At 65.9% G+C, this 23,915-nt stretch carries 20 protein-coding genes, 2 pseudogenes and 1 riboswitch; of the genes and pseudogenes, 8 read left to right on the top strand and 14 right to left on the bottom strand.

Going from position 1 to position 23,915, the window contains the following annotated elements; genetic code table 11:
- Window positions 1–2 precede the first annotated feature (2 nt).
- Window positions 3–1,034: an ABC transporter substrate-binding protein gene (locus K307_RS07655; RefSeq protein WP_042877427.1), complete on the bottom strand. Its 1,032-nt coding sequence runs from the start codon at window positions 1,032–1,034 to the stop codon at window positions 3–5.
- Between the two features lie 495 nt (window positions 1,035–1,529).
- Between K307_RS07655 and K307_RS07650 the strand changes: the two genes are divergently transcribed.
- Entirely contained in the window at window positions 1,530–2,645 is a 1,116-nt protein-coding gene (locus K307_RS07650; RefSeq protein WP_042877424.1) for a porin, read from the top strand.
- A gap of 238 nt (window positions 2,646–2,883) precedes the next feature.
- Here K307_RS07650 and K307_RS45890 read toward each other — a convergent pair.
- Window positions 2,884–3,944: pseudogene (locus tag K307_RS45890) on the bottom strand (TRAP transporter large permease subunit); the annotation flags it as partial.
- On the opposite strand from K307_RS45890, the pseudogene K307_RS45885 reads away from it, so the two are divergent.
- A pseudogene (locus K307_RS45885) lies at window positions 3,944–4,150 on the top strand (Zn-dependent oxidoreductase); the annotation flags it as partial. The pseudogenes K307_RS45890 and K307_RS45885 overlap by 1 nt on opposite strands.
- A gap of 55 nt (window positions 4,151–4,205) precedes the next feature.
- On the opposite strand, the gene K307_RS07635 reads toward K307_RS45885, so the two are convergent.
- Window positions 4,206–4,940 (bottom strand): GntR family transcriptional regulator, encoded by a 735-nt coding sequence (locus tag K307_RS07635; protein ID WP_042881593.1) that lies wholly within the window; start codon window positions 4,938–4,940, stop codon window positions 4,206–4,208.
- 129 nt (window positions 4,941–5,069) lie between these two features.
- Between K307_RS07635 and K307_RS07630 the strand changes: the two genes are divergently transcribed.
- Genes K307_RS07630 through K307_RS07620 form a run of 3 tightly spaced genes read left to right on the top strand, consistent with a single transcriptional unit; the run spans window position 5,070 to window position 8,903 of the window.
- Window positions 5,070–6,458 (top strand): class-II fumarase/aspartase family protein, encoded by a 1,389-nt coding sequence (locus K307_RS07630; RefSeq protein WP_042877422.1) that lies wholly within the window; start codon window positions 5,070–5,072, stop codon window positions 6,456–6,458.
- Window positions 6,459–6,513: 55 nt separating this feature from the next.
- Window positions 6,514–7,503, top strand: coding sequence for a tripartite tricarboxylate transporter substrate binding protein BugD (locus K307_RS07625; protein ID WP_042877420.1), 990 nt, complete (start codon window positions 6,514–6,516; stop codon window positions 7,501–7,503).
- 5 nt (window positions 7,504–7,508) lie between these two features.
- Window positions 7,509–8,903 (top strand): class II fumarate hydratase, encoded by a 1,395-nt coding sequence (locus K307_RS07620; protein ID WP_042877417.1) that lies wholly within the window; start codon window positions 7,509–7,511, stop codon window positions 8,901–8,903.
- Between the two features lie 4 nt (window positions 8,904–8,907).
- Here the strand turns inward: K307_RS07620 and K307_RS07615 are convergent, their stop codons facing one another.
- Both K307_RS07615 and K307_RS07610 read right to left on the bottom strand, forming a co-directional pair.
- On the bottom strand, window positions 8,908–9,555 hold the full coding sequence (locus K307_RS07615) for a hypothetical protein (protein WP_042877414.1): 648 nt from the start codon (window positions 9,553–9,555) through the stop codon (window positions 8,908–8,910).
- Window positions 9,556–9,557: 2 nt separating this feature from the next.
- Window positions 9,558–10,235 carry a VIT1/CCC1 transporter family protein gene (locus K307_RS07610; protein ID WP_051974749.1) on the bottom strand — a complete coding sequence of 226 codons (678 nt, stop codon included), beginning with the start codon at window positions 10,233–10,235 and terminating at the stop codon, window positions 9,558–9,560.
- A 404-nt stretch (window positions 10,236–10,639) separates the two neighbouring features.
- Here K307_RS07610 and K307_RS44325 point away from each other — a divergent pair, with 404 nt between their 5' ends.
- On the top strand, window positions 10,640–11,845 hold the full coding sequence (locus K307_RS44325) for a hypothetical protein (protein WP_051974748.1): 1,206 nt from the start codon (window positions 10,640–10,642) through the stop codon (window positions 11,843–11,845).
- Between the two features lie 147 nt (window positions 11,846–11,992).
- Complete coding sequence (locus K307_RS07600; RefSeq protein ID WP_042877410.1) at window positions 11,993–12,439, top strand: DUF3597 domain-containing protein; 447 nt, start codon at window positions 11,993–11,995, stop codon at window positions 12,437–12,439.
- A 58-nt stretch (window positions 12,440–12,497) separates the two neighbouring features.
- Here the strand turns inward: K307_RS07600 and K307_RS07595 are convergent, their stop codons facing one another.
- From K307_RS07595 to K307_RS07585, 3 genes are read right to left on the bottom strand one after another with little or no spacing between them, the layout of a single operon-like run.
- On the bottom strand, window positions 12,498–13,016 hold the full coding sequence (locus K307_RS07595) for a TlpA family protein disulfide reductase (RefSeq protein ID WP_042877408.1): 519 nt from the start codon (window positions 13,014–13,016) through the stop codon (window positions 12,498–12,500).
- Window positions 13,013–14,233, bottom strand: coding sequence for a sialidase family protein (locus K307_RS07590; RefSeq protein WP_042877406.1), 1,221 nt, complete (start codon window positions 14,231–14,233; stop codon window positions 13,013–13,015). Before K307_RS07590 ends, K307_RS07595 begins: the two co-directional genes overlap by 4 nt.
- Window positions 14,234–14,258: 25 nt before the next feature.
- Window positions 14,259–16,532 (bottom strand): TonB-dependent receptor, encoded by a 2,274-nt coding sequence (locus tag K307_RS07585; protein WP_042877404.1) that lies wholly within the window; start codon window positions 16,530–16,532, stop codon window positions 14,259–14,261.
- 267 nt (window positions 16,533–16,799) lie between these two features.
- Window positions 16,800–16,902, top strand: a riboswitch (glycine riboswitch).
- Between the two features lie 132 nt (window positions 16,903–17,034).
- Between K307_RS07585 and K307_RS07580 the strand changes: the two genes are divergently transcribed.
- A complete protein-coding gene (locus tag K307_RS07580; protein ID WP_419187109.1) occupies window positions 17,035–18,342 on the top strand; it encodes a D-amino acid dehydrogenase in 1,308 nt (435 codons plus the stop codon).
- A 55-nt stretch (window positions 18,343–18,397) separates the two neighbouring features.
- Here the strand turns inward: K307_RS07580 and K307_RS07575 are convergent, their stop codons facing one another.
- The 6 genes from K307_RS07575 to K307_RS07550 form a co-directional block, all read right to left on the bottom strand.
- Window positions 18,398–19,384 (bottom strand): branched-chain amino acid ABC transporter permease, encoded by a 987-nt coding sequence (locus tag K307_RS07575; RefSeq protein ID WP_419187147.1) that lies wholly within the window; start codon window positions 19,382–19,384, stop codon window positions 18,398–18,400.
- 29 nt (window positions 19,385–19,413) lie between these two features.
- On the bottom strand, window positions 19,414–20,298 hold the full coding sequence (locus tag K307_RS07570) for a branched-chain amino acid ABC transporter permease (protein WP_042877398.1): 885 nt from the start codon (window positions 20,296–20,298) through the stop codon (window positions 19,414–19,416).
- Window positions 20,299–20,307: 9 nt separating this feature from the next.
- Window positions 20,308–21,033, bottom strand: coding sequence for an ABC transporter ATP-binding protein (locus K307_RS07565; RefSeq protein ID WP_042877395.1), 726 nt, complete (start codon window positions 21,031–21,033; stop codon window positions 20,308–20,310).
- A 10-nt stretch (window positions 21,034–21,043) separates the two neighbouring features.
- On the bottom strand, window positions 21,044–21,820 hold the full coding sequence (locus K307_RS07560; protein WP_042877392.1) for an ABC transporter ATP-binding protein: 777 nt from the start codon (window positions 21,818–21,820) through the stop codon (window positions 21,044–21,046).
- 49 nt (window positions 21,821–21,869) lie between these two features.
- Window positions 21,870–22,559, bottom strand: a complete 690-nt coding sequence (locus K307_RS07555) for a DUF2848 domain-containing protein (protein WP_042877390.1) — start codon at window positions 22,557–22,559, stop codon at window positions 21,870–21,872.
- A 73-nt stretch (window positions 22,560–22,632) separates the two neighbouring features.
- The gene (locus K307_RS07550) at window positions 22,633–23,859 is read right to left on the bottom strand and encodes an ABC transporter substrate-binding protein (protein WP_042877388.1); all 1,227 of its coding nucleotides are present in this window, start codon (window positions 23,857–23,859) and stop codon (window positions 22,633–22,635) included.
- Window positions 23,860–23,915: the final 56 nt, after the last annotated feature.

The following is a 23,915-nucleotide window of genomic DNA, read 5'->3' as shown; positions in this document are numbered from 1 at the left end:
GGTTACACCGTCAGTCGGGAGGACTTGGTGGCCTGCAGGATGTCCAGCGTCATGACATCCTCCAGCTTGGGCGCGCGCGCACGGAATTGCCCGAGCTGCGCGTACAGCGAGATCTGCTCCTGCCATACGGCCGGGTCCATGGCGCCCCAGCCCTGGATGCCGCTTTCCTTGTTGAAGGCATAGCCCATCAGTGAGTCGATCGAGGCACGTTCGTCCGCGCGGTTCAGGCTGGGGAAATCCTTGAGCAGCAGATCAACCGCCTGGTCACGGTTCTTGTTGGCGTAGAGCCAACCGCGGGCGGTCGCGCGCAGGAAGCGCTGCAGCACCTCCGGATGGTTACGCAGGGTGCTGGTGTGCGCGTAGTAGGGCAGCGCATAGAGGCGCACGCCCGAGTCCCACAGGCTCAGGTCGACGCGGTCCGCACCCAGCGCCTTGAGCGCCGAAACGTTGGTCTGCCAGCCGGTCACCGCATCGACCCGTCCGCTCAGCAGCGGCATCATGTCGGCACCGATCGGCACGATGTTGACCTGGCTCTCGGTGATCTTGTGCTTGGCCAGCAGGGCCTTGAGCAGCACCAGGCCGGTGGCCTGGATGCCGATCCGCTTGCCGATCATGTCCTGCGGGGAACGGATCGGCGTTTTCTTGAGGGAGAAGAAGGCATAGGGATGCTGCTGCAGGCCGACCGCGAAACATTTGACCGGCAGCCCTTCCGACACCGCCAGCATCACCGAAGGGCTGGAAGAGATCTGCCCGACCTCGCCGCGCCCCGAGGCCACGATGGCTACCCCATCGATATTGGGGCCGCCGGGCTGGATCTTGAAGTCGATGCCCTCCTGCTCGTAGTAGCCGAGGCGCTTGGCCACCACCTCGGCCACCTGATTGCCGCCGGGCACCCAACCCAGCTGCATGCTGACAGCGGCGCGCTCGGTGGCGAGGGCGCGCACCGACAGCAACGCACCCGAGGCAGCCAGCCCGCCCGCCATCAAGGACGTTTGCAGTACACGGCGGCGACCCGGATTCTCTAATCGTGGCATCTCCAACTCCTTTAATAGCTGCTCATTGCGCTGGCCTGGCAGAACCAGCAGGATCTCGTGTTGAGGCTATTTTGAGGTTGGGGTGGTGCTCTAACAAGAACTGATTTTAGAGCACAGCCGATGCCAAAATTAGAGCACCATTTCCGTGCGCAATCCGCACCAGAAGGGCTCCACGGCACGCCATCCTGGTGCATAAAGCTGAGCACTACTGATCACAGCGAGCGAATAATTCGCTCGGCGGTGACAAAAATCGGTGCTTCCTGCGGCGGTTCTTCTGCATGGAGAATGCCCTTCAAATCTCACCAATAAAGAGATTCGAGAGGAAGAAATATGACAAGAGCATTTCGCTGCATGGCCCCGCCGTTTCGTGACTTGATCCGCCCCTAGCGGCCACGCCCCTCTCCCCAATCCAGCCTCCCGTCTCTACCTGACCCCTGTGCACCCGGTGCACACGGGGAGGGCTGCGTTCATTCATCACTCGACAGGAAAGTCACCATGAAGCGATGTGTCATAGCTGCCGCCGCCACGCTGCTGGCGTGCCCGGCATCCCATGCGGAAAGCGGCGTGAATCTGTATGGCCTGATTTCGACCGGCATCGTGTATGCCAATAACCAGAACGGCCATTCACAGGTGCAGTTGGCGAACGGCCCGATGCAGACACCGCGCTGGGGCCTGCGGGGAACGGAAGATCTGGGGGGTGGAAACACCGCCTTCTATACGCTGGAAGGCGGCTTCGCCATCGACACCGGCGCCTTGTCGCAAAACGGCCGCCTGTTTGGCCGGCAGGCCTTCGTCGGCATGCAGTCGCCGGACTTTGGCACCATCAGCCTGGGCCGGCAGTATGACCTGCCCGCGGCGACATTGTGGCCCTATGAATCGGCTACGCAGTTCGCCGCGTTCGGCACGCACATCGGCGACAGCGACAACGTCTTCAACACCTTCCGCGTCAACAACACGATCGCCTACAAGAGCCCTCTGTACGGCGGCCTGCAATTCGCCGGCATGATGAGTCTTGGCGAAAAGCCGGGCGACTTCCGCTCCAACTACGCGTACAGCCTCGGGGTTTCCTACAAGCGCAATGATCTGTCGCTGGGTATTGCCTATGAGGAACTGAACACGCCCAACAGCGCAGGCAACCAGTCCGGCGCGGTGGTTGGCGACTATGGCTTCTCCTCCCCGTTCGTAACGAGCAAGGCAAGCGGGGCCAAGGTCGAACATCAGCGCATCTTCGGCGCTGGCGGCGCCTATCAGTTTGGCAAGGTGGGGGTATCGGCGCTGTACACCAATGTGCGCTTCGACTACCTGGACAACACGAGGCTGACGGTCAACAACGGCGAAATCTCCGTGACCGACTACATCACGCCCAACCTGCTGCTCGGTGCCGCCTATATCTACACCTGGGGCGAGTACCAGCCCGGCGGCAGCCAGCCGAAGTGGCACCAGGTCAACCTTGGCGCGGACTACTTCCTGTCCAAGCGTACCGACCTGTTCCTGGTCGGCATCTACCAGCGGGCGGCGGGCGACGCCACTTTCGCACAGATCTATACGCTCTCGCCGTCGTCCACCAGGTCGCAGGTCACTGCAGTGGCGGGGATCCGGCACAAGTTCTGATCGCTGAACAGGACTGCCTGCTGCCGGTTTGCTCCGCTCTCCCGCTTGCGGTAGGGGCCGGGGGAGAGGGCAGGCGCTGGCATACCGACGTGCCGTACTTCGTGGAAGCTCCGGCCCTCTCCCCCACCCCTCTCCACGACGTGGGAGAGGGGTGCGTTCACCAGGAGTGGCGGCTTGCGTTTAACGCCCTGGTGCATCGGCGCCGCGCTTCTGCGCCGAGAGGATCGCGCAACGCTGGTCACAGGAAGCCGATCGAGAACCACGGCACCAGCGTCAACAGCAACAGTGCGATGAACAGTGCCGCCATATGCGGCCAGACCCGCGGCATCGCCACATCGGGTGAAACCCGTCCGATCGCACAGGCGGCATAGAAACCCACGCCAATGGGCGGCGCGAACAAACCCAGGCCCATCGCGAGGATCACCACCATGGCGTAGTGCACCTCATGCACACCGACCAGCTTCGCAATCGGGAACAGCAAGGGCCCGAACAGCACAATGGCAGGGATGCCTTCCAGCAGGCTGCCGAGGATGACAAAAGCCAACGCCGAAACCAGGAGGAAGCCGGTCTTGCCGCCAGGGACCGCCGACAGGATGTGCACCAGGTCCTGCGCAAAGCCAGACTGGGTCAGCGCCCAGGCCATGGCGGTGGCACAGCCCCGAGGCCGACAGCAGCCCGATCAGGTCGCCGTCCTGTGCGCCGCGGCTCTTCATTTCCGGAAACAACGCTGGTGCCACCGCGGCCATGTCCGCCGCCTTGGAGCCCGAGATGCCCGAGACAATGTACATCGCCCCAAGCAGCACATACTGAAGCCCGCCACGCCGGTGTGCCGATCAGGCTGGCCAGGAAGTTGATCATCGCCCGCGCCAGGCCGGTCATCTCTATCAGCCCGCCCAGGAAGATGAACAGCGGCACCGCCAGCAGGATCAGGTGCGACATGCCCTCCTGCATGCGGTTCGGGATGACGGACAGCGGCGTTGCCGTGGAGAGCGCCAGGTAGCACAGCGTAGACAGGCCAAAGGCAAAGGCGATGGGTACGCCAATGGCCACGCAGGCAACCAGCATCAGCAGGAAGAAGATCACAAGGTTGGCGTTGCCCAGTTCCATCAGCGCGGGCGACAGCGCCCAGAGCACGCCGCCACCGGCAACCACCAGCAGGCCACTCACGGTCACTTGCTTCCAGCCAGCGCGCTCCAGCAGGCGCACGACGGCCGTCACCAGCATCAGCACGGCGCCGACGAATTCCGCGCTGGCGCGATAGGCTTCGCTGACGCCCAGCGTCGGCGTCGACACGTCCAGAGAAGGAACTGACGCTGTCCGCCTCGCGCCTGAACTGCGCGATGCTCCCCACGGTGATCGACTGGATCACGCGCGGCCTGGTGAATCCCGGCCATATCGTTACGCACCAGTTCGACTTCCGCGACGTCGTCGCCGCCTTCGACCTGGCTGAGCGCCATCCGCAGCAGAGCTGCAAGGTGTTGCTCGATTTTGGCGAGGACGGCTGACACCCACGGCGACTAAGCCGATGCTGGCACCTCCGTCAGCATGACAACGGCCCCCTCACCCCGCCGAACGCTGCAGCCGCATCGACACCGAGAAACTATCCGCCGGATGCACGGTAACCGAGACCTCAAAGGTCTCGCCAGCCGCATCCATATACCGCCGCACGATCTTCAGCGCGGCGGCGCCCGCCTCCAGCCTGAGCGCGTCAGCAATGCGTCCGTCCTTGACGGCGAAGGCGCGCACATCCTGGTAGATCTCCGCAATCTGCCGGTCGTAGCGCGACTCGATCAGCGTGCTGACCAGCGTGTCCGGCGACGCGCGCACCATGTCGCCGATCTCCACATAAGCCGGATCCACATACACATCGGTCCACGCCATCGGCGTGCCGTCCTTGCCGCCGTCCATGCGCAGGCTGGAGATGCGCAGCCAGCGCGCGCCGGGCTCGCATCCGATCTCCGCCGCGACGTCGGCCGGCACGGCGATCTCCTCCACCGACTGCACCACCCGCAGGTGCTCCGCGCCGAACTGCACCAGGTCGTCCACTGACGCCAGCGACGGCCGAAACACCGGCCTGGGCCTGGCCGACTCCACCCGCGTGCCGACGTTCTTGCGCCGCGACACCAGCCCCAGCTGCTGCAACTCCTGCAGCACCGCGCGGATGGTGTAGCGGCTGGCCTGGTACTGCTCGCACAACTCGAATTCGGTGGGCAGCAGCGAGCCGACCGCGTAGCGGCCGCTGGTGATGCCCTCGATGAGCTGCCTGCTGATGTCTGCTGAATTGGTCTTGTTCATGAATGCCTGCTGCGTCACAAAGCGCGAGCACGGGTTAACCATCATTTCCTAAATATGTTCGAACATATTTAATTACATGTCAATATGTTCGAACATATTACGCGCCTCTCACCTCTCCAAGGTAGCACCATGTCCATGTTCACTACCCCGGCGGCCAGCACCGTCGTCGACTCCATCCTCTTCCGCGACGCCTTCGGCACCAGCAAGATGCGAGAGATTTTCTCCGATATCGCGCTGGTCCAGCGGTATATCGACGTCGAGGTCGGACTTGCCCGGGCCGAGGCCAAGGCCGGCGTGATCCCCGCGGAAGCGGCCGAAGCGATCGCCCGCGAATGCCGCATCGAGCGGATCGACTTCGACCATATGCGCGAGGAAACCGACATTGTCGGCTACCCGATCCTGCCGCTGCTGCACCAGCTCGTGTCGATGTGCGGGGACGCCGGGCGCTATGTGCACTGGGGCGCTACCACCCAGGACATCATGGACACCGCCGTGGCGCTGCAGGTGCGCGACGCGCTCGACAGCATCGATGCGGATATCCGCGAGCTACGTGGGATCCTGGCCGACCTCGCCGTCAAGCATCGCAATACGCCCATGGCGGGCCGCACCCACCTGCAGCAGGCGCTGCCGGTGACCTTCGGCTACAAGGTCGCGATCTGGCTGGCGATGTTCGACCGCCACCAGCAGCGCCTGGCCGAACTGCGCCCCCGCGTGGCGGTGGTCGAATTTGCCGGTGCGGCCGGCACGCTGGCCTCGCTGGGCGGACAAGGAGACAACAAGGGCTTCGCGGTGCAGGAGGCACTGGCCGAAGAACTCGGCCTCGGCGTGCCGGCGACGACCTGGCATGTGGCGCGCGACGGCTTTGCGGAGGCGGTGAACCTGCTGGCACTCATCACCGGCTCGCTCGGCAAGATCGCGCTCGACATCATGATCATGGCGTCGACCGAGTTCGCCGAAGTCTATGAGCCTTTCGTCAAGGGCCGCGGCGCCAGCAGCACCATGCCGCAGAAGCGCAACCCGATCTCCAGCGAACTGATGCTGGCGGCCTCCAAGGCCGTGCGCCAGCACGCCGGCCTGATGGTCGATGCCATGGTGCAGGACTTCGAGCGCGCCACCGGCCCGTGGCACGCGGAATGGATCGCCCTCCCGGAGAGCTTCATCCTGAGCGCCGGTGCGCTGCACCAGGCCAAGTTTGCGCTGGGCGGTTTGATCGTCGATGAAGCCCGCATGAAGCACAACCTCGGCATCACCAACGGCCTGATCGTGGCCGAGGCCGTGATGATGGGCATGGCGCCCCACATCGGCCGGCAGCAGGCGCACGACGTGGTCTATGACGCCTGCCGCACCGTCAACGAACGCGGCGGCACGCTGGCCGACGCCCTGGCCGCCCTGCCCGAGGTCACCCGCCACTTTGACCGCGCCGCCATCGATCGCATGACCGATCCGGCGAACTACCTCGGCCTCGCGCCCCAGATGGTCGACCGCGCCGTCGCCCTGTCCAGGGCATCCGCGGCCTGAGGCCCGCGGCGCAATCCCGATCCAGCCACAGACACCATAAACAGGAGACAACACCATGCATCGCATCCGCACCCTTGCCGCCGGGATCGCCCTCGCCGGCGCCACGCTGGCCGCAGCCACGCCGGCCTTCGCGCAGGCGTATCCCGCCAAGCCCATCACCTGGATCGTGCCCTTCGCCGCGGGCGGACCGACGGACGCGCTGGCGCGGACCATTGCCGAACGCGTGTCGCGCGAGGTGGGCCAGTCGATCATCATCGACAACTCGCCCGGCGCCGGCGGTACTGTCGGCGCCGCCAAGGCCGCGCGTGCGCCGGCTGACGGCTACACCATGCTGGTCGGGCACATGGGCTACATGGGCGCCGCGCCCGCGCTGTACAAGAAGCTGCCCTATGACCCGGTCAAGGATTTCGCGCCGGTGTTCCGCTTCCCCGATACGCCGATGGTGCTGATGGTCCGCAAGGACCACCCGGCCAAGGATGTGCGCGAGCTGGTCGAGATGGGCAAGAAGAACCCCGGCAAGCTCTTTATCAGCAATGCCGGGGTGGGCTCGACCTCGCACCTGGTGGCGGCGCTGTTTGCCGCGTCGGCGGGCATGAAGGTTTCGCTGGTGCCATACAAGGGAGCGGGTCCGGCCCTGATCGACGTGATCGGCGGACAGGTCGACGGCATGTTCGACCAGACCAACACCGCGCTGCCGCAGATCACGGAATCCAAGGTCAGGCCGCTGGCGGTGACCTCCGCAGCCAGGGTGGCGCAACTCAAGGACGTCCCCACGCTGGCAGAGACCGTGCTGCCGGGATTCGAGGCCAGCACCTGGTACGGCATCTACGCACCGAAGGGCACGCCGCAAGCAGTCATCGACAAGATGCAGCAGGCCTACCTGAAGGTCATGACCGACAAGGCATTCACCGCGAAGATGTCGGCACAGGCGATCCAGATGCTGCCGCCTGAGCGGTACACGGCCAGTGCGCTAGGCAAGCACACGGCCGCGGAAGTCGAACGCTGGAAGAGCGTGGCGGCCAAGGCCAACATCTCGCTGGACTGAGTGCCATGACAATGCTTCGCGTCGAGCACGATGCCTTCGGCCCGGTCGATATCCCGGCCGACCGCTACTGGGGGGCGCAGACGCAGCGCGCCCTGGCCATCTTCGAGGTGGGCGAGGAGCGCTTCCCGGCGTGCCTGATCCATGCGCTCGGCCTGCACAAGATGGCGGCGGCGCAGGCAAACATGCGCTGTGGTGTGCTCGATCCCGCCCTGGGCGAACGTATCATCGCGGCAGCCGCCGAGTTGCGCAGCGGAAAGTTCGACCAGCACTTCCCGCTCACCATCTGGCAAACGGGGTCTGGCACGCAGACCAACATGAATGCGAACGAGGTGATCGCGAACCGGGCCAACGAGTGCCTGGGCCAGCCGCTCGGCACGAAGTCGCCGGTCCACCCGAACGACCATGTGAACGCCTCGCAGTCTTCCAACGACAGCTTTCCCACGGTCATGCATATGACCGCGGCGCTCGAGCTGGAGGACAGGCTGATCCCTGCCCTGGCGCTGCTGCGCGACAGCCTGCGCGAGCGTGCCGATGCCTTCGCCGACGTGCTGAAGATCGCGCGCACCCACCTGATGGATGCCGTGCCGATGACGATGGGGATGGCGTTCGAAGGCTTCACCGCGCAGCTCGACAATGCGCTCGAACGCCTGCACGGCACCATGCCGCGCCTGCTGGTGCTGCCGCAAGGCGGCACCGCCGCCGGCACGGGCCTGAACGCCCCGCCCGGTTTTGCCGCGGCATTCTGCGAAGAAGCCAGCCAACTGAGCGGCCTGGCGTGCCGGCCGAACCCGTGCAAGGTCGAAGGCATGGCGGCCCACGATGCGCTGGTCGAGCTGTCGGGCGTGCTCAACGTAATCGCGGTGTCGTTCACGAAGATCGCCAACGACTTGCGCTGGCTCGGATCGGGCCCGAACTGCGGGCTGGGCGAGCTGCTGATCCCCGAGGATGGCCTGACCTCATCCATCATGCCGGGCAAGCGCAATCCGACCGTGGCGGAGGTCGTGGTCCAGGCGGCCATGCAGGTGTGCGGCAACCACATGACGATCACCATGGCCGGCGCATCCGGCAGCTTCGAGCTCAACGTCGCCAAGCCGGTCCTGATTTACAACGTGCTGCAGTCGATTCGCGTGCTGGCTGACAGCGCCCGCATGTTTGCGCAGCGGCTGGTCCAGGGGCTTGCGCCGAATCGTGAGAAGCTTGCGCGAAACCTGGAGAACCCCCTGCTCGCCGTGACAGCGCTCAACTCCGTGCTGGGATACGATCGCGCGGCGCAGATCACCAACACCGCCGTCAGTCGCGGCATTGCGCCGCGCGCGGCAGCGCTTGAACTGGGATTGCTGAGCGGGGAGGAATTTGACCGGCTGGTCGATCCCATGCGCATGGCCAAGGGGATTCCGTAGCCCGTCAGAAGCTGATCGCCAGGGAGATCACTGTGAGCTGCTCATGCGACGCCGGGTTGAACCAGTACACCGCGCCGGCAACGTGTTTGCCCTTCACTTGCGCAAAGACGCCGCGTTGCAGGTTGCGGCCGTTGTCAGGCACGCGCGTGCGCTGGGCGGCCAGGCCGATGCGGAACCATTCGACCGGGCGGAACGCCAGCTCGCTCCAGGCGTAGGCGTAGCCGGATGGCTGGGCGTCCGGCACGTACTCGAACTCGATGTAGGCATCGGCATACCGGCCGGTCAACGTGGCCTCGAAGCCGCCCACCACGCTGTGCGTGCTGCCCGTGACAAACCCCAGGATCGGCGTGAAGTCCAGGCGCACGGCTTCACCGACGCCGAGGTTGTACCCAACGAAGAACGAGTACGCGTCCATGCCTTCGTAGTTGCTGCGGGCTTCCAGGTGCAAGGCGCCGCGTTTGGCGATGGCGATGCCGGTGACATAGGCTTCATTGCCGCGCGGCAGGTTGAGGTAGGCTGCGACCGAGCCGCTCCAGGCAGGCGCTTCCGCCGCCGGCGGCTGGGCTTCGCTTTCTTCGGCTGCGCGCGCATCCAGCGGCGCGGTGGCCGCGGCCAGCAGCAGGCAGGGCGCGGCCAGCCGCGCGGCCCACATGCTCAGCCTCCCAGCAGGATAATGGCCACGGTCAGCGCGATGCCCAGCACCGTCATGGCCAAGCCTGCCATCCAGCCGCCGAAGCCGGCATGGCGCCCGAGGGCAATGCCGGCGCCGAACAACATCACGATGGTCAGGACCCGCGATACCAGCAGCGCCGTCGGGACGTCGTTAATGACAATGAAGGGAAGCGCAACCGGGAACGTCGCGAGCACGACAATCCCGAAGATCGCCGCTGCCGCAAGAAAGTCCTGGCCGCGCAGCGCGGGCTTCTCAGGCCAGTCGGTCGATCTGGCGATCCGGCTGCGCATCGCCTCCAGCTCCGTGTCGGCGACCAGTGTCCGCAAAGGCGGCGAAAGCGCATCGCGCAGGCGCGCGATGGCCTCAGACGGATCGTTTGCGCTGCGCACCGCCTTGACCAGCGACAGCTTGCGCCCCCGTTCGGTCAGGGTCCGGACCAGGTACATCACCGCATCGACAAGCCCCCAGGCCAGGTTGCAGCCGAGGGCCGTATTGAACATGACACGGCCGGCATCTGCCGGGGCCGCCACAGCCGATACCGCCCCGACGAAGGTCAGCGCCATGAACAGGCCGAAGCACATCTCGGAGACCCGGTCGACGGTATCGAGCAGGCGGGGGCGCTCTTCGGCGGCATGCGGATCGATGGAAGTAGTCAACACTGGCGCGCACCTCGACCTGTCTGTCCACGGCGGAGGTCATCGTCGATGTCATCGCGGGCGCGATGGCATCGATCCTGCGGATCTCAGGCGGGCAGGCGCCTGGACGAGACCGGACGGCAATGGCGCGACGCCCGGACTGGCCGGCTGCCGCCGTCTCCACTGTAGGCAGGGATCCACACCGTAACTTGATCTGGCGCAAAAACCTTTGGACGGTGTGGCGCATGAGGCGGTATCAGCGATGTTACATCTTGCCTGCTGCACAGATCAGTCCTTAGAAACTCTTTCCACAGCCCCCGCCACGCCTGCCTAAACTTGCCCGTAGCGCACGCCCTCTGCGCGCAAGGGCACCGCCTTCGGCCCAGCGGATTCATCGCTTGCGCGCTTCTTTCCGGAGGGAGGCTCGCATGGTCAAGCCCTTCATCGCGGCGCTCGTCGCCCTGCTTGCTGCCACGGCGGCCTCCCTCGCGCTGGCGCAGACGTGCCGCTGGGACGGTACCGCGCCCTTTTGCAGCGGCTCCTGCCGCGGCGGCGAGTCGGAGACCATGCGTCTCAGCGCATTGCCGGATCACTGGCAGGACGCGTTTCCCGGCATCCAGAATACGGACTTCGGAGAAGCCTGCCTGACCGGCAGCAAGGCGCTGTGCTGCCCCGCGGCCCAGGGCAGCGAATGCCGCTGGGATGGCACCGCGCCGTTTTGCGACGGCAGTTGCGGCGCGGGCGAGCAGCGGCGCACACCGCCCGCGGGCAGCTTCAGCGGTGCCGCGTGCGTGACCGGCAGCAAGGTGTTCTGCTGCCGCAGCAATACCGCGTCATCGCGCGCGGCCTTGCGCACCAATCCCGACCTGACCAACTTTGCGGCGCTATGGGACAAGTCTTCCGGACCCGCCTGGGAGGCGCGGCACGGGCTGAGCGCGCAGCAGTACCAGCAGGAGTTTGAGAGCCTGGTGGCGCGTGGCTTCCGGCCGGTTGCCGTGCGCGGGTATGGTGTCAATGGCAGGCCGACCTACGCTGCGCTCTTCGAGCATGGGCAGGGCCCAGCCTTTGTCGCGCGCCACGGCCTCACGCGCGCGGAGTACCAGCGCGAATTCGACCGCTGGGTCCAGGCCGGCTACCGGCCGGTCGACGTGGCTGGCTTCACCAGCGGCGGCATCGACCTCTACACGGTCATCTTCGAAAAGGTGCAGGGCCCCGAGTTCCGCGCCTTCCACGGCATTACCGCGGCGGCCTACCAGGCCGAGTTCGACCGCGCGGTGCGCGATGGCTTCCGCCCCGTGCGCGTGAGCGGCTACAACGTCAACGGCCAGGACCTTTACGCCGCCATCTTCGAGAAGCGTGCCAGTCCGCCTTTCGCCGCGCGCCACGGCATGACCTCGGCGCAGTACCAGCAGGCCTTCAACGAGCTCGGCCAGCAGGGCTATCGGCTGGTGCACCTGAGCAGCTGGAAGGCCGGCGACAGCGGCCGCTATGCGGCCATCTGGGAGAAGGCGGACGGCCCGGCCTGGCAGGCGCGCCACAACATGCTGGGCGACAGCTACCAGGAGGAATTCGACAAGCTCGCCAAGGCTGGTTACCGGCTACGGGATTTCAGCGCCTTTCACTTGTATGAGTAGATCGGTCTCGGCAAGCGCGTGGACAAGCGGGCGACGCTGCATGCAGCATTTACAACCCATCAGCCCCGGCCGACACCTGGCATCGCTGGAAAGATGGCCCGGATCATGCGTGGCCCTGTAGCCCGAAACATCAACCAGGAGCCAGCCATGAGCATCTTCAAGGACATCCTCAACAAGCTGCTAGGGAAGGCCAAGCCGGCCGCCACCACCGGCACTACCCCCGGCACGCCAACATCCGCCGGCGCGGCGCCGTCGGGCCCTGCCACTACCGCGCCGGCAGGCGGCACCGCCCCGGGCAGCGCCGGGGCGGCCACTGCGGCCAAACCCACGCCGCTGTCCGGCGTCGATGTCGAGGCCATCATGGACCGCCTGGTCTCGGAAAGCGGGCAGAAACTGGAGTGGCGCACCTCCATCGTCGACACGATGAAGGCGCTGGGCATCGACAGCAGCCTGGAGCACCGCAAGGAGCTGGCGCGCGAGCTGCAATACACCGGCGACACGAACGACTCGGCGGCGATGAACATCTGGTTGCACAAGCGACTGATGCAGGAACTGGCGGCCAACGGCGGCAAGCTGCCGAAGGAATTGTCCTGAAATATGACGCCGGCCCGGCCGCCCGTTGCGGCGCCGGGGCCAGCGCGTTCAGGCGAACTCAGCCTGCGAAGCCAGCCCAGCGCAGGTGCTTGTCCCAGTCCGCATCGCTGATCACGCCGGACATGCCCTGCCGCTGGCCGTCCGCGCGATAGAAGTAGGTGCGCGGCATCTCGCCCATCCAATCGGGGTCGACCGCATAGCGCAGCCGCTCCTGCGGCTCGCTGCCGAACACCCACGCGTTGCGCGTGAGGTTGACCCGCTTGAGCAGCTGCCGCACCTGCGGCAGCGCTTCGGGGCTGTCCATCGCGAGCGTGACGACGCGCAGGTCAGGATAGCGCGCGTGCAACTTGCCGACGGCGTCGAAATTGCGCTTGCAATAGACGCAGTCGAGCGACCACACCAGTAGCACGAACGGCTTGCCTTTCTGGCTGCTGGTGAGTTGCGCGGCGCTGGCGGATTCGAATACGGCCACGCGGCTGGCTGCCGCTTCATCCTTCTTGCCGGCGGCATTGGCGACGGGCATGCCCGTCAGGGCAATGGCCGCGGCAACCAGCAGCTTGCGGCGGATCGGCTTCATGCGCCCTCCTTGCCCAGCGGAAACACCTGGAAGCCTTCGGCCTCGGTGCGCCACAGCACGTAGGCGCGGCCTGCATGCTGCAGCACGTGCGGTTGATCAGAGTCGCGTTCGGTGCGGGCCACCTGCCGGGTCTGCCAGGTCTTGCCGCCGTCGTGCGACAGCATGGCGGACAGGCGCGTCTGCTGGCCATCGAACGACTTCCACGCGACCGCGATCTCGTTGTTGTCGAGCGCGACGATATCGGCATGCTGCGCGCGCGGGTCGTCGAGCGGGCGCTGCGCCTGCAGCTTGCCGTCCTTCCAGCGGCCGACCGACACCGTGGGCTTGCCTTCGCGCAGGTTGAACCAGACCATGTGCAGCGTGCCGTCCGGCGCCACCGACGCGCCCGGCCCCTGATGCGGGCAGGCGTCGATGCGCCAGTCGTCGAAGGTGGCGCGCTGCAGCGGCGTGGCGGTGCCGTCGGCGCCCAGTTGCGCGAGCGCGTGATCGCGGGCGTTGGGCGGGAACACGTGGCGCCACAGCGCCAGCATGTTGCCGTCGGGCGTGGGCGACATGGCGATGCGGCAGCATTCGCACGACTGGTCGGCGATCTTGTAGTCGCCCTGGAAGCTCTTGCCGTGGTCGGCCGATACGGCGTAGTAGATCGCGGCGCCGGCATACGGCTGCTTGCGCGCCTCGGCGGCAATGACGTCGCGCTTGTCGATCCAGCTGACGAAGATGCGGCCGGACCGGTCGACCGCGATGGCGTCGAAGCGGTGTGTGATCTCGTCGCGATTGGCATGGACCGTCAGCGGCTCGGCAAAGGACTTGCCGCCGTCGGTGGAGCGCGCAAAGCGGATAAAGCCGGTCCAGGGCTTGGGCCGCGGCTGGGTCCAGGTGATGAAGATCTCGCCGTCGCGCCCGGTGGCCACCTTGGGCCGGCTGTCGTGGTCGGCGGCGACGGCCTCCGGTGCGCTGTTGACATGCTGCCCGGGTCCAAAGCTGCGGCCAAAGTCAGTCGATGAACGCACCGCAACGTAGGGGCCGTCCTTGTAGGCGATCCACAGCTTGCCGTCGCGATCGAACGCGGCGCCGGTGCCCAGCTCGCTCATCTTCGCGGCCTTGGCCTGGCCACCGTGGCCACTGTGGTTGCCATGCGTTTGCGCGGTGCCCGCCAGCGCGGTGCAGGCCAGCAGCCCGGCAACGATTAAGCGGAAGCCGGGGCGCATGCCTGTCATGGTTGTGGTCAGCCTGTTCAATTGCTTAGAAGGAGAGCTTGGCCTCGGCGTAGAACGTCCGGCCCGGATACGGGTGGTAGACGTAGTAGCGCTGGTCGGTCAGGTTGTCGATGCCAAGACCGAGACGCACGTTCCTGGCAGGCCGGTAAGTCACCTTGACATCGAAGGTCAGGAAGCTGCTGGTGCCGCCGAAGGTGTCAGGGTTGACGTCCGAATTGTCGAGCGTATTGTACTGCCGCCCGGAATAGGTCATCGCCAGCGTGCCGGCCCAGGCCGGCGTGATGCGATAGGTGCCGACCAGGTTGGCACGCCATTTGGGGATCCGGTAGAAATACTTGCCCACCGAGGCCGGGTTGTTGGCGTTCTCCAGCGTCTTCGAATGGTTGTAGGCGCCGCTGGCCGACAGGTCGAAGCCCTTGATGAAGACATCGCGCGCGTCATACGCCAGCTCGATGCCGCGCGTGCGCACGCGGTCAACGTTCTGGAAGCTGGTGACGGTCGGGAACACGGTGGTGTTGGTCTGGCTCACCAGCGCGTCGCGGATATCGTCCTCATACACCGAGACGCGGAAATATGCCCGCTCCACCGTGCGCTCGAAGGTCAGGTCCTTGGAGAACGAGCGCTCGGGCCGCAGGTTGGGATCGTTGTTGACCAGCGAGGTGCCGGTGATGCGCCCCTGGAACAGCTCGCTGACGGTCGGGTAGCGATAGGCCTGGCCCAGCGACAGCCGGCTCAGCCAGTCCTGCCCGATCGCCTTTTCCAGTGCCAGCTTGGGCGACCAGTTGGATTCGCTGCGCACCGGGTAGCCGATATTCACGCCGGGCTGGCTGCGGCTGCCATCATAGGCGCGCCAGTGCTCGTAGCGCACGCCGGGGATCAGCTTCCAGTCCGGGGCGAAGTACCAGGCATCCTGCGCATACAGTGCCTGGGTCTCGGTCTTGCCGGCAAAGGCATTGTTGAAGGCGGTGATGGTCGCCGCCTGCCAGTCCGAGGTGTTGTAGGTGGTATTGGTCAGCCGGTAGTTGTCGTAGTGGTAGCCGAGGGTGACCCAGTGCCCGCCCTGCAGTTGCTGCGGACGGTAGTCGGCCTTCAGGTCCAGCGTGCGCCAGCCGGTGCCGTCGCCATAGGTCACGGTGCCCGGCCCGTTGCCGGCGGTGTTGGCGGTGCGGCTTACGTCCTTGCCGACTTCGAACAGCGACGCCACGCCGGAGAAGTTCCAGCCGGTCTCGTTGCGCGTGCGCAGCGACAGGCCGTAGAGCCAGCGCGCGTCCTCGCCGTTGCTCGGGGCAAAGGCGTTGGCGGGAATCACATAGCGAAAGCCGCCGATATTCACCGGGCCGTTCGAGACGACGTTGCCATCGGCATCGCGCAGGTAGCTGCCGGTGGCGCTGGATCGGTCCTGCTGCCAGTACGCGGCCGTGAACTGCGCTTGGAGCGTATTGGTGATGTCGTAGCCCAGCTTGACCTTGAGCTGGTCCTGCACCGTGTGCGTGACGCCCTCGCTGTTGACGCCCATCACCACGCGGTCGGCGCCGGTCTGGTCTTTGTCGAAGAAGGCGCCGGTGACCGGCTTGTCTGCGGAAGTGGCGCGGGCGGACGAACGCGCCGCGGTGTAGAAGCTCAGCGGCTGGCTCTTGCTGTCCTGCCGGTCCACGCTGACCAGCCAGGAGAACGGGCCTACGCGGTCGCCCACGTAGGCGTTTGCATGCACGCCGTTGAAATTGTCATGCGTGCCGTACAGGCCGAAGCGCTGCGTGAACAGCTGCACGCTGGCATCGCCCTCGAACTTCTGCGGGGTGCGCGTCGAGATCAGCACCGTCGCGCCCAACGAATTGCCCGGGTACAGTGCCGAATACGGGCCGTACAGCACGTCCACGCGCTCGATCTCGGCGGCGTTGACCAGCGACCAGCGCGGCGGGAAGGTGAAATCCGAGCCCAGCAGGTTGGACAGCAGCAGGCCGTCCGCATAGACCAGCCCCCGCGCCGACTGGCGCGAGCTGGTGCTGCGCACCGAGATGATCGAATTCATATCGCCGATAAAGCGCTTGCGCACGGCGAGATTGGGCGCGTACTTGAGCGCGTCCTCGGTGTTCACCACATTGAAGTCCGCCATGCGCTTGCTGCTGATGCCATAGGCCGGCGACGGCGTATTGGGCGGCGTGGCGGGAGTTTCACTACGCTCGGTCTTGGCCGAGACCACCACCTCCTGCAGCGGCTCAGGCGCGGCCACCTGCGCGCCCGCCATGCCAGGGCCCATCAGCGCGGCCGATGCGGCCAGCGCAATCCGATTCTTCTTCACTGGAAAACCTTGTTCTCGTCTTTTTGGCTCGCCCGCCCTGGGCGCGCTGTGTATCCGGCGCTTCCTCCCGAGAGCGAGCGCTGACATTTTAGGTGGCAAGCAGGTGCTGGCCGGTGCGACATAGCGACGCGGACGGCGCCGGAGCTGCGATGAAAGTGCTCGCCTCGTCCCACGACGCACGGCGGATTGCCGCATCGCGCCACTCGCGTAAACCCGCATATCCAAGGCCGGGCCTTATCTCTACATTGCCCGGGTTGGCGTCAAGCCAGTGTGATGCTGGGAGAGACTGATCCGGCGGCAACCGCCGCGGGACAGCGCCGAAGGAGCAACCGCCCCGGAAACTCTCAGGCAAAAGGACCGGTATCACTAGCAGTGCACTCTGAAGAATGCCCGGCGTCATCGTCCGCCGGCATACCGAAGGAGCAAGCGCGCATCGCCCTGGCGAGGTGTCGTGAATCTCTCAGGTCCAGAACAGAGGGGGCGTCCGCTACGCACGTTGCGTATGGACTCCCACCATCGACGTTCCTGGAGCCTGCAGCTCATGAAGACAATCGCCGTCATCGGCGGTGGCATCACCGGTGTCACCACAGCCTACGCGCTCGCCCGGCGCGGATTCTCCGTCACGCTGTTCGAACGGCATCGCTATGCCGCCATGGAGACCTCGTTCGCCAATGGCGGACAGCTGTCCGCCTCCAATGCCGAGGTCTGGACCCACTGGTCGACCATCGTCAAGGGCCTCAAGTGGATGCTCAGGAGCGACGCCCCGCTGCTGGTCAATCCCAGCCCGAGCTGGCACAAGCTCACGTGGTTCGCCGAGTTCATCGCGTCGATCCCCCACTACCGCCGCAACACCATCGAGACCGCGCGCCTGGCCATCGCGGCCCGCGAGCACCTGTTCGCCTGGGCGGCGCAGGAAGGCATCGATTTCGACCTAAAGAAGGAAGGCATCCTCCATATCTACCGCGACAAGGCCGGCTTCGAGCATGCCGGCCGCGTCTCCGCGCTGCTGGCGCAGGGCGGGCTGCAGCGGCGCACCGTGACGCCGCAGGAGATGCGGGCGATCGAGCCGACGCTGGGCGGTTCTTACTACGGCGGGTATTTCACCGAGAGCGACTCGACCGGCGATATCCACAAGTTCACCAGCGGCCTGGCCGCGGCCATCGACCGCCTGGGCGTGCGCTGCCTCTACGGGCAGGACGTGCACGCCGTCAAGACCGATGGCAGGCGTGCCAGCGTGACCGTGCAGCAAGGCACCGATACGGCTACGTCGACCTTCGACGGCGCCGTGATCTGCGCCGGCACCGCCAGCCGCGCGCTGGCGGCCGGGCTGGGTGACCGCGTCAACATCTATCCGGTCAAGGGCTATTCGATCACGGTCAATTTGAACGACGAGGCCAGCCGTGCCGCGGCCCCGACCGTCAGCCTGCTCGACGATGCCACCAAGCTGGTGACCAGCCGCCTGGGCGACGACCGCTTCCGCGTGGCCGGCACCGCGGAGTTCAACGGCTACAACCGCGACATCCGCGCCGACCGCATCCGGCCGCTGGTGGAATGGGTGCAGCAGTGCTTCCCGCGTGTCAGCACACGCAGCGTGGTGCCCTGGGCGGGATTGCGGCCGATGATGCCGGACATGCTGCCGCGTGTCGGTCGGGGGCGTGCGCCGTGCATCTTCTATAACACCGGGCATGGGCATCTGGGTTGGACCTTGTCCGCGGTGACGGCGGATATGGTCGCCGGGGTGATTGAGCAACACCTCGGCGCAAAGGCGGCGATCGCGCCGGGTGCGGCGCTGGCATTGGCCAAGGCCTGAGCTCGCGGATGTTTTCTCCCCTCTCCCGCAAGCGGGAGAGGGGAGAGAACCGGCCTCATCCAGGACTTCGCTCCAGACTACCGACAATGCCCCTGCGGAACGTCAGCACGCAGACGATGAAGATGATGCCGGTCACCATCGACACAGATTCCCCGAGCCCGTTGAACCAGTCGATGCCCGTCACCGCCGCAAGGTAGCTGCCCAGTTCGCCGAACTTGTTCTCGAGCGCGATCACGACAAAAGCGCCGACGATCGGCCCGGACAGCGTGCCGAGCCCGCCCAGCAAGGTCATCAGGATGACCATCCCGGACATCGACCAGTGCACATCGGTCAGCGTCTCGAAGCCCAGCACCAGCGCCTTGACCGAACCCGCCAGCCCCGACAGCGCCGCCGACAGCACGAAGGCGGTCAGCTTGAAGCGGTCGACGTCATAGCCCAGCGAGATCGCGCGCGGCTCGTTCCCCTTGATCGCCTTCAGGATCTGGCCGAACGGCGAATGCACCGTGCGCACGATCAGCGCAAAGGCCGCGACGATGATCACCAGCGCCACGTAGTACAGCGTCAGGTCACTAGACAGCGACAGCACGCCGAACAGCTTGCCGCGCGGAATGCCCTGCAGCCCGTCCTCGCCGCCGGTGAACGGCGCCTGCAGGCAGATAAAGAACAGCATCTGCGCCAGCGCCAGCGTGATCATCGAGAAGTAGATGCCCTGCCGGCGGATCGCCAGTGAGCCCACCACGTAGCCGATCAGCGCGCCGGTGGCCGTGCCCAGGATCAGCCCGATCTCCGGCGTTACGCCCCACGCCTTCATCGCATGACCGGCCGCGTAGCCCGCGCCGCCGAAGAACGCCGCATGGCCGAACGACAGCAGCCCGGTATAGCCGATCAGCAGGTTGAAGGCGCACGCGAACAGCGCGAAGCACAGCACCTTGAGCACGAACACCGGATAGGCGCCCACCAGCGGCGCGGCCAGCAGGCACGCCAGCAGCGTCACGTACAGTGCCCGCCGTGGCAGGCGGCGTACCGCCTGCCACGGCTGCATTTCCAATGCAGCGATAGATTGCCCGTTCATCATTTCTCCTTTCCGAACAGCCCTGCCGGGCGCAACAGCAGCACGATCACCATGGTCACGAAGACCACGGTCGACGATGCTTCCGGATAAAACACCTTGGTCAGCCCCTCGATCACGCCCAGCCCCAGGCCGGTCAGGATCGCGCCCAGGATCGAGCCCATGCCGCCGATCACCACCACCGCGAACACGATGATGATCAGGTTCTGCCCCATCAGCGGCGACACCTGCATGACCGGCGCCGCCAGCACGCCAGCGAACGCGGCCAGCGCCACGCCGAAGCCATAGGTCAGCGTCACCATCAGCGGCACGTTGACACCGAAGGCCTCCACCACCTTGGCGTTCTCGGTGCCCGCGCGCAGGTAGGCGCCCAGCCGGGTCTTCTCGATCACGTACCAGGTCGACATGCATACCGCCAGCGAAGCCACGACTACCCACGCGCGATAGTTGGGCAAGCGCATGAAGCCGAGGTCGGCGGCGCCTTGCAGCGCTTCGGGCGGCGAATAGGGCAGCCCGGACACGCCATAGACCGAGCGGAAGATGCCCTCGATTACCAGCGTGATGCCGAGCGTCAGCAGCAGGCCGTAGATATGGTCCAGCTTGTAGATCCAGCGCAGCATGGTCTTCTCGATGGCCACGCCCAGTGCTGCGACCACCAGCGGCGACAGCAGCAGCATCACCCAGTAGCTGAGCCCGGCATAGGTCATGCCGGCCCACGCCAGCACCGCGCCGAGCATGAAGAGCGCTCCGTGCGCAAAGTTGATGACGTTCAGCAGGCCGAAGATGACCGCCAGGCCCAGGCTCAGCATGGCGTAGAAGGCACCATTGACGAGCGCCAGCAGCAGCTGCGACAGCAGCGCCGGAAACGGGATTTCAAACAGAGTCATGGATGCTCCTCATACGCCCAGCAGTTCATGCAACACCGGCATCCTGGCCTGCAGCTCACTGGCCGCGAAGCGCTCGACGATGCTGCCATGCTCCATCACGTAGAAGCGGTCGGCCAGCGGCGCGGCAAAGCGGAAGTTCTGCTCCACCATCACCACCGTGTACCCCTTCTGCTTGAGCATCAGGATCATGCGCGCGAGCGCCTGCACGATCACCGGTGCCAACCCTTCCGAGATTTCATCGAGCAGCAGCAGGTTCGCACCCGTGCGCAGGATGCGCCCGACCGCCAGCATCTGCTGCTCGCCACCGGAAAGACGCGTGCCCTGGCTCTGGCGCCGCTCCTTCAGGTTCGGGAACATCTCGTAGATTTCGGCCTCGTTCATGCCCTTGCTGGTGTCGGCGCCCTTGAGCACCGGCGGCAGCATCAGGTTTTCTTCGCAAGAGAGGCTGGAGAAGATGGCGCGCTCTTCCGGGCAATAGCCAATGCCGTAGTGCGCAATCTTGTGCGTGGGCAGGCCGATGGTTTCATGGCCATTGACCTTGATCGAGCCCTTGCGCGCGCCCGTGAGGCCCATGATCGCGCGCAGCGTGGTGGTGCGACCGGCGCCGTTGCGACCCAGCAGCGTCACCACTTCACCGCGGTTCACGGTCAGGTCCACCCCGTGCAGGATGTGCGATTCGCCGTACCAGGCCTCCAGGCCTTTGATCTCGAGGGCAGGTGTATTCGATGTCGTCATGTGGTGCCCCTCAGTGCGCGCCCTGCAGTTCCGCGTCGACGGTGCCCATGTAGGCCTCCATCACGCGCGGGTCCTTCGACACTTCGGCGTAAGGGCCCTCGGCCAGGATCGCGCCGCGCTGCAGCACCGTGATCTTGTCCGCGATCGACGACACCACGCTCATGTTGTGCTCGACCATCAGGATGGTGCGGCCCGCGGAGACCTTCTTGATCAGCTGCGTGACGCGGTCCACATCCTCGTGGCCCATGCCCTGCGTGGGCTCGTCCAGCAGCATCAGCTCGGGCTCCATCGCCAGCGTGGTGGCGATCTCGAGCGCGCGCTTGCGGCCGTACGGCAGGTTCACCGTGACGGTGTGCGCGAACTCGGTCAGCCCGACCTGCTCGAGCAGCTCCATGGCGCGGTCGTTGAGCACGTCGAGCGAGCGCTCGCTGCGCCAGAACTGGTACGCGGTGCCGAGCTGGCGCTGCAGGCCGATGCGCACGTTCTCCATCACCGTCAGGTGCGGGAACACCGCCGAGATCTGGAAGGAACGGATCACGCCGCGGCGCGCGATCTGCGCGGGCTTCTCGCGGGTGATGTCGATGCCGTTGAACAGGATGGTGCCGGTGGTCGGCTCCAAAAACTTGGTGAGCAGGTTGAAGCAAGTGGTCTTGCCCGCGCCGTTGGGCCCGATCAATGCATGGATCGACCCGCGGCGCACCCGCAGGTTGACGTCGCTTACCGCCGTGAAGCCGCGGAAGGATTTCCCGAGGTTCCGGGTCGCCAGTATCAGGTCGTCTTGGGGCATGGGCATAACTCCGTTGCGCTGCCGTGGCAATGTGGATGGCGCGCCATACTCAACCCTCGACGGGCAGCGTCGCGACCGCGTACGTATGGCGCAGCGTGCGCCCCAGCACCGGATCTTCCAGTTCGATCTCGAAGCGCTCGGCCGGGCGGATGCCGCCGATGGCGGGCAAGGTGCCGCACAGCATGGCCGCGCCCTCGCCAAATTCGCCACCGTGGCCGGCGAACCGGTCCAGCAGGTCGGACGGGGACCGCATGGCCGTCACCGGGCCCTCCTGGTACAGCACGCGCTCGCCGTCGACGGTGGCGTAGGAGCGCAACACCAGCCGGTCCCAGTGTCCCTCCACTTCAACCAGGCGCCACAAGGTCGGCGCACAGGGCTTTTCGCACATCTGCTTCGATACGGTAATGCCGTAGGTCTCGGCCTCGCGGTCGGTATGGTCCGAGGCGATGCCCACCAGGATCTCGCCGCCATCCTTGACCAGCAGGAACTCGGCCTCGCCGCTGCTCGCTTCGCCGCTGACCTGGATTTCCGGCGCGGTACCCAGCCGCGACGCCGCGACGCGATAGAAGACCGGGGTATAGGCGGGACGCTTCACGCCCAGTTCCTCCAACTCGCGGATGTGGGCCTCCATGGCTTCGACGTCCCGACCGGTCCACCCGGCCACGACCAGCTGGTAGATGGTGACGGCGCGCCGCGACTTGCCCAGGCGGGTTTCGATATCAAAGGTAAGGGTTTTCATTTCGGATGCTCTCTGCGGTGTTGTGGCTGACCGGTGCTGGCACACTTGCCGGCGCCGGCCGGGTAGAGGGGACTTACTTCCTGACCAGCGGGCAGGTGCTTGCGCTGAGCGGACGGAACGCTTCGTTCGCGGGGATCACGGCCTTGATCTTGTAGTAGTCCCACGGCCGCTTCGACTCCTGCGGGCGCTTCACTTCGACCAGGTACATGTCGTGCACCATCAGGCCGTCGGCGCGGATCGTTCCGTTGCTGGCGAAGAAGTCATTGACCGCTGTCGCGCGCATCCTGGCCAGCACGGCATCGCTCTCGTCCGTGCGCGCGGCCTGGACCGCCTTGAGGTAATGCATCGTCGACGAGTAGACGCCGGCATGGACCAGCGTCGGCATGCGCCCGGTCTTCTCGAAGAAGCGTTGCGACCAGGCGCGCGTGGCGTCGTCGCGGTCCCAGTAGAACGCCGTGGTCAGCGTCATGCCCTGTGCGGCTTTCAGCCCCAGGCTGTGGATGTCGCTGATGAACATGTGCAGCCCGGCCAGCCGCTGCTTGCCCGCGCCGTTCATGCCGAAGTCCGCGGCCGTCTTGATCGCATTGACCGTGTCGGCGCCCGCGTTGGCCAGGCCGATCACCTTCGCGCCGGACGCCTGCCCCTGCAGCAGGTAGGACGACAGGTCCGCCGAATTGATCGGGTGCTTCGCCTTGCCCTTGACGGTTCCGCCGACGCTCGACAGCGCCTCGGTACCGTCCTTCTCGAGCGATGCGCCGAGCGCATAGTCGACGGTCAGGAAGTACCAGCTGTTGTCGCCGCGCCGTGCCAGCGTCTTGACGGTATTGGCGGCGAATGCGTAGGTGTCGTACGAGTACTGGATGGTGTAAGGCGAGCAATCCTCGTTGCTCAGGCGCGTGGTGCCGGCGCCGCTGGCAATGACGATCTTGCGCTTGAGCTTGCCCAGGTTGGAGACGGCCAGCGCCACCGAGGACGGCAGCGCGTCCTGAATGATGTCGACTTTCTGGTTGTCGAACCAGCCGCGCGCCAGCGTGGCGGCCACGTCGGTCTTGTTCTGGTGGTCGGCGCTGATCACCTGGACCGGTGCGCCCAGGACCTTGCCGCCGAAGTCGTCCACGGCCATCTGCGCGGCCACCACCGAGCCCTTGCCGCCGATATCGGAAAAGATGGACGACATGTCGGTCAGGACACCGACCTTGACCACGCCGTCGCTGATGGGGGCTGTCTGCGCCGCCGCGGCGGTTGCCGCGAACAGGGTGGCGCAGGCCAGCACGGCCGCGCCAATACGGATATCAGGCATGTTTGTCTCCTCTGTATTTATGGAAATGCCGGGTATTGCGGTCGGCGGGGCTGCCG

This window comes from Cupriavidus necator A5-1 (genome assembly GCF_000744095.1).
Lineage (GTDB): Bacteria > Pseudomonadota > Gammaproteobacteria > Burkholderiales > Burkholderiaceae > Cupriavidus > Cupriavidus necator_A.
Note: the sequence above shows the minus strand (reverse complement) of the source record. Positions and strands in the feature narration are given on the sequence as shown.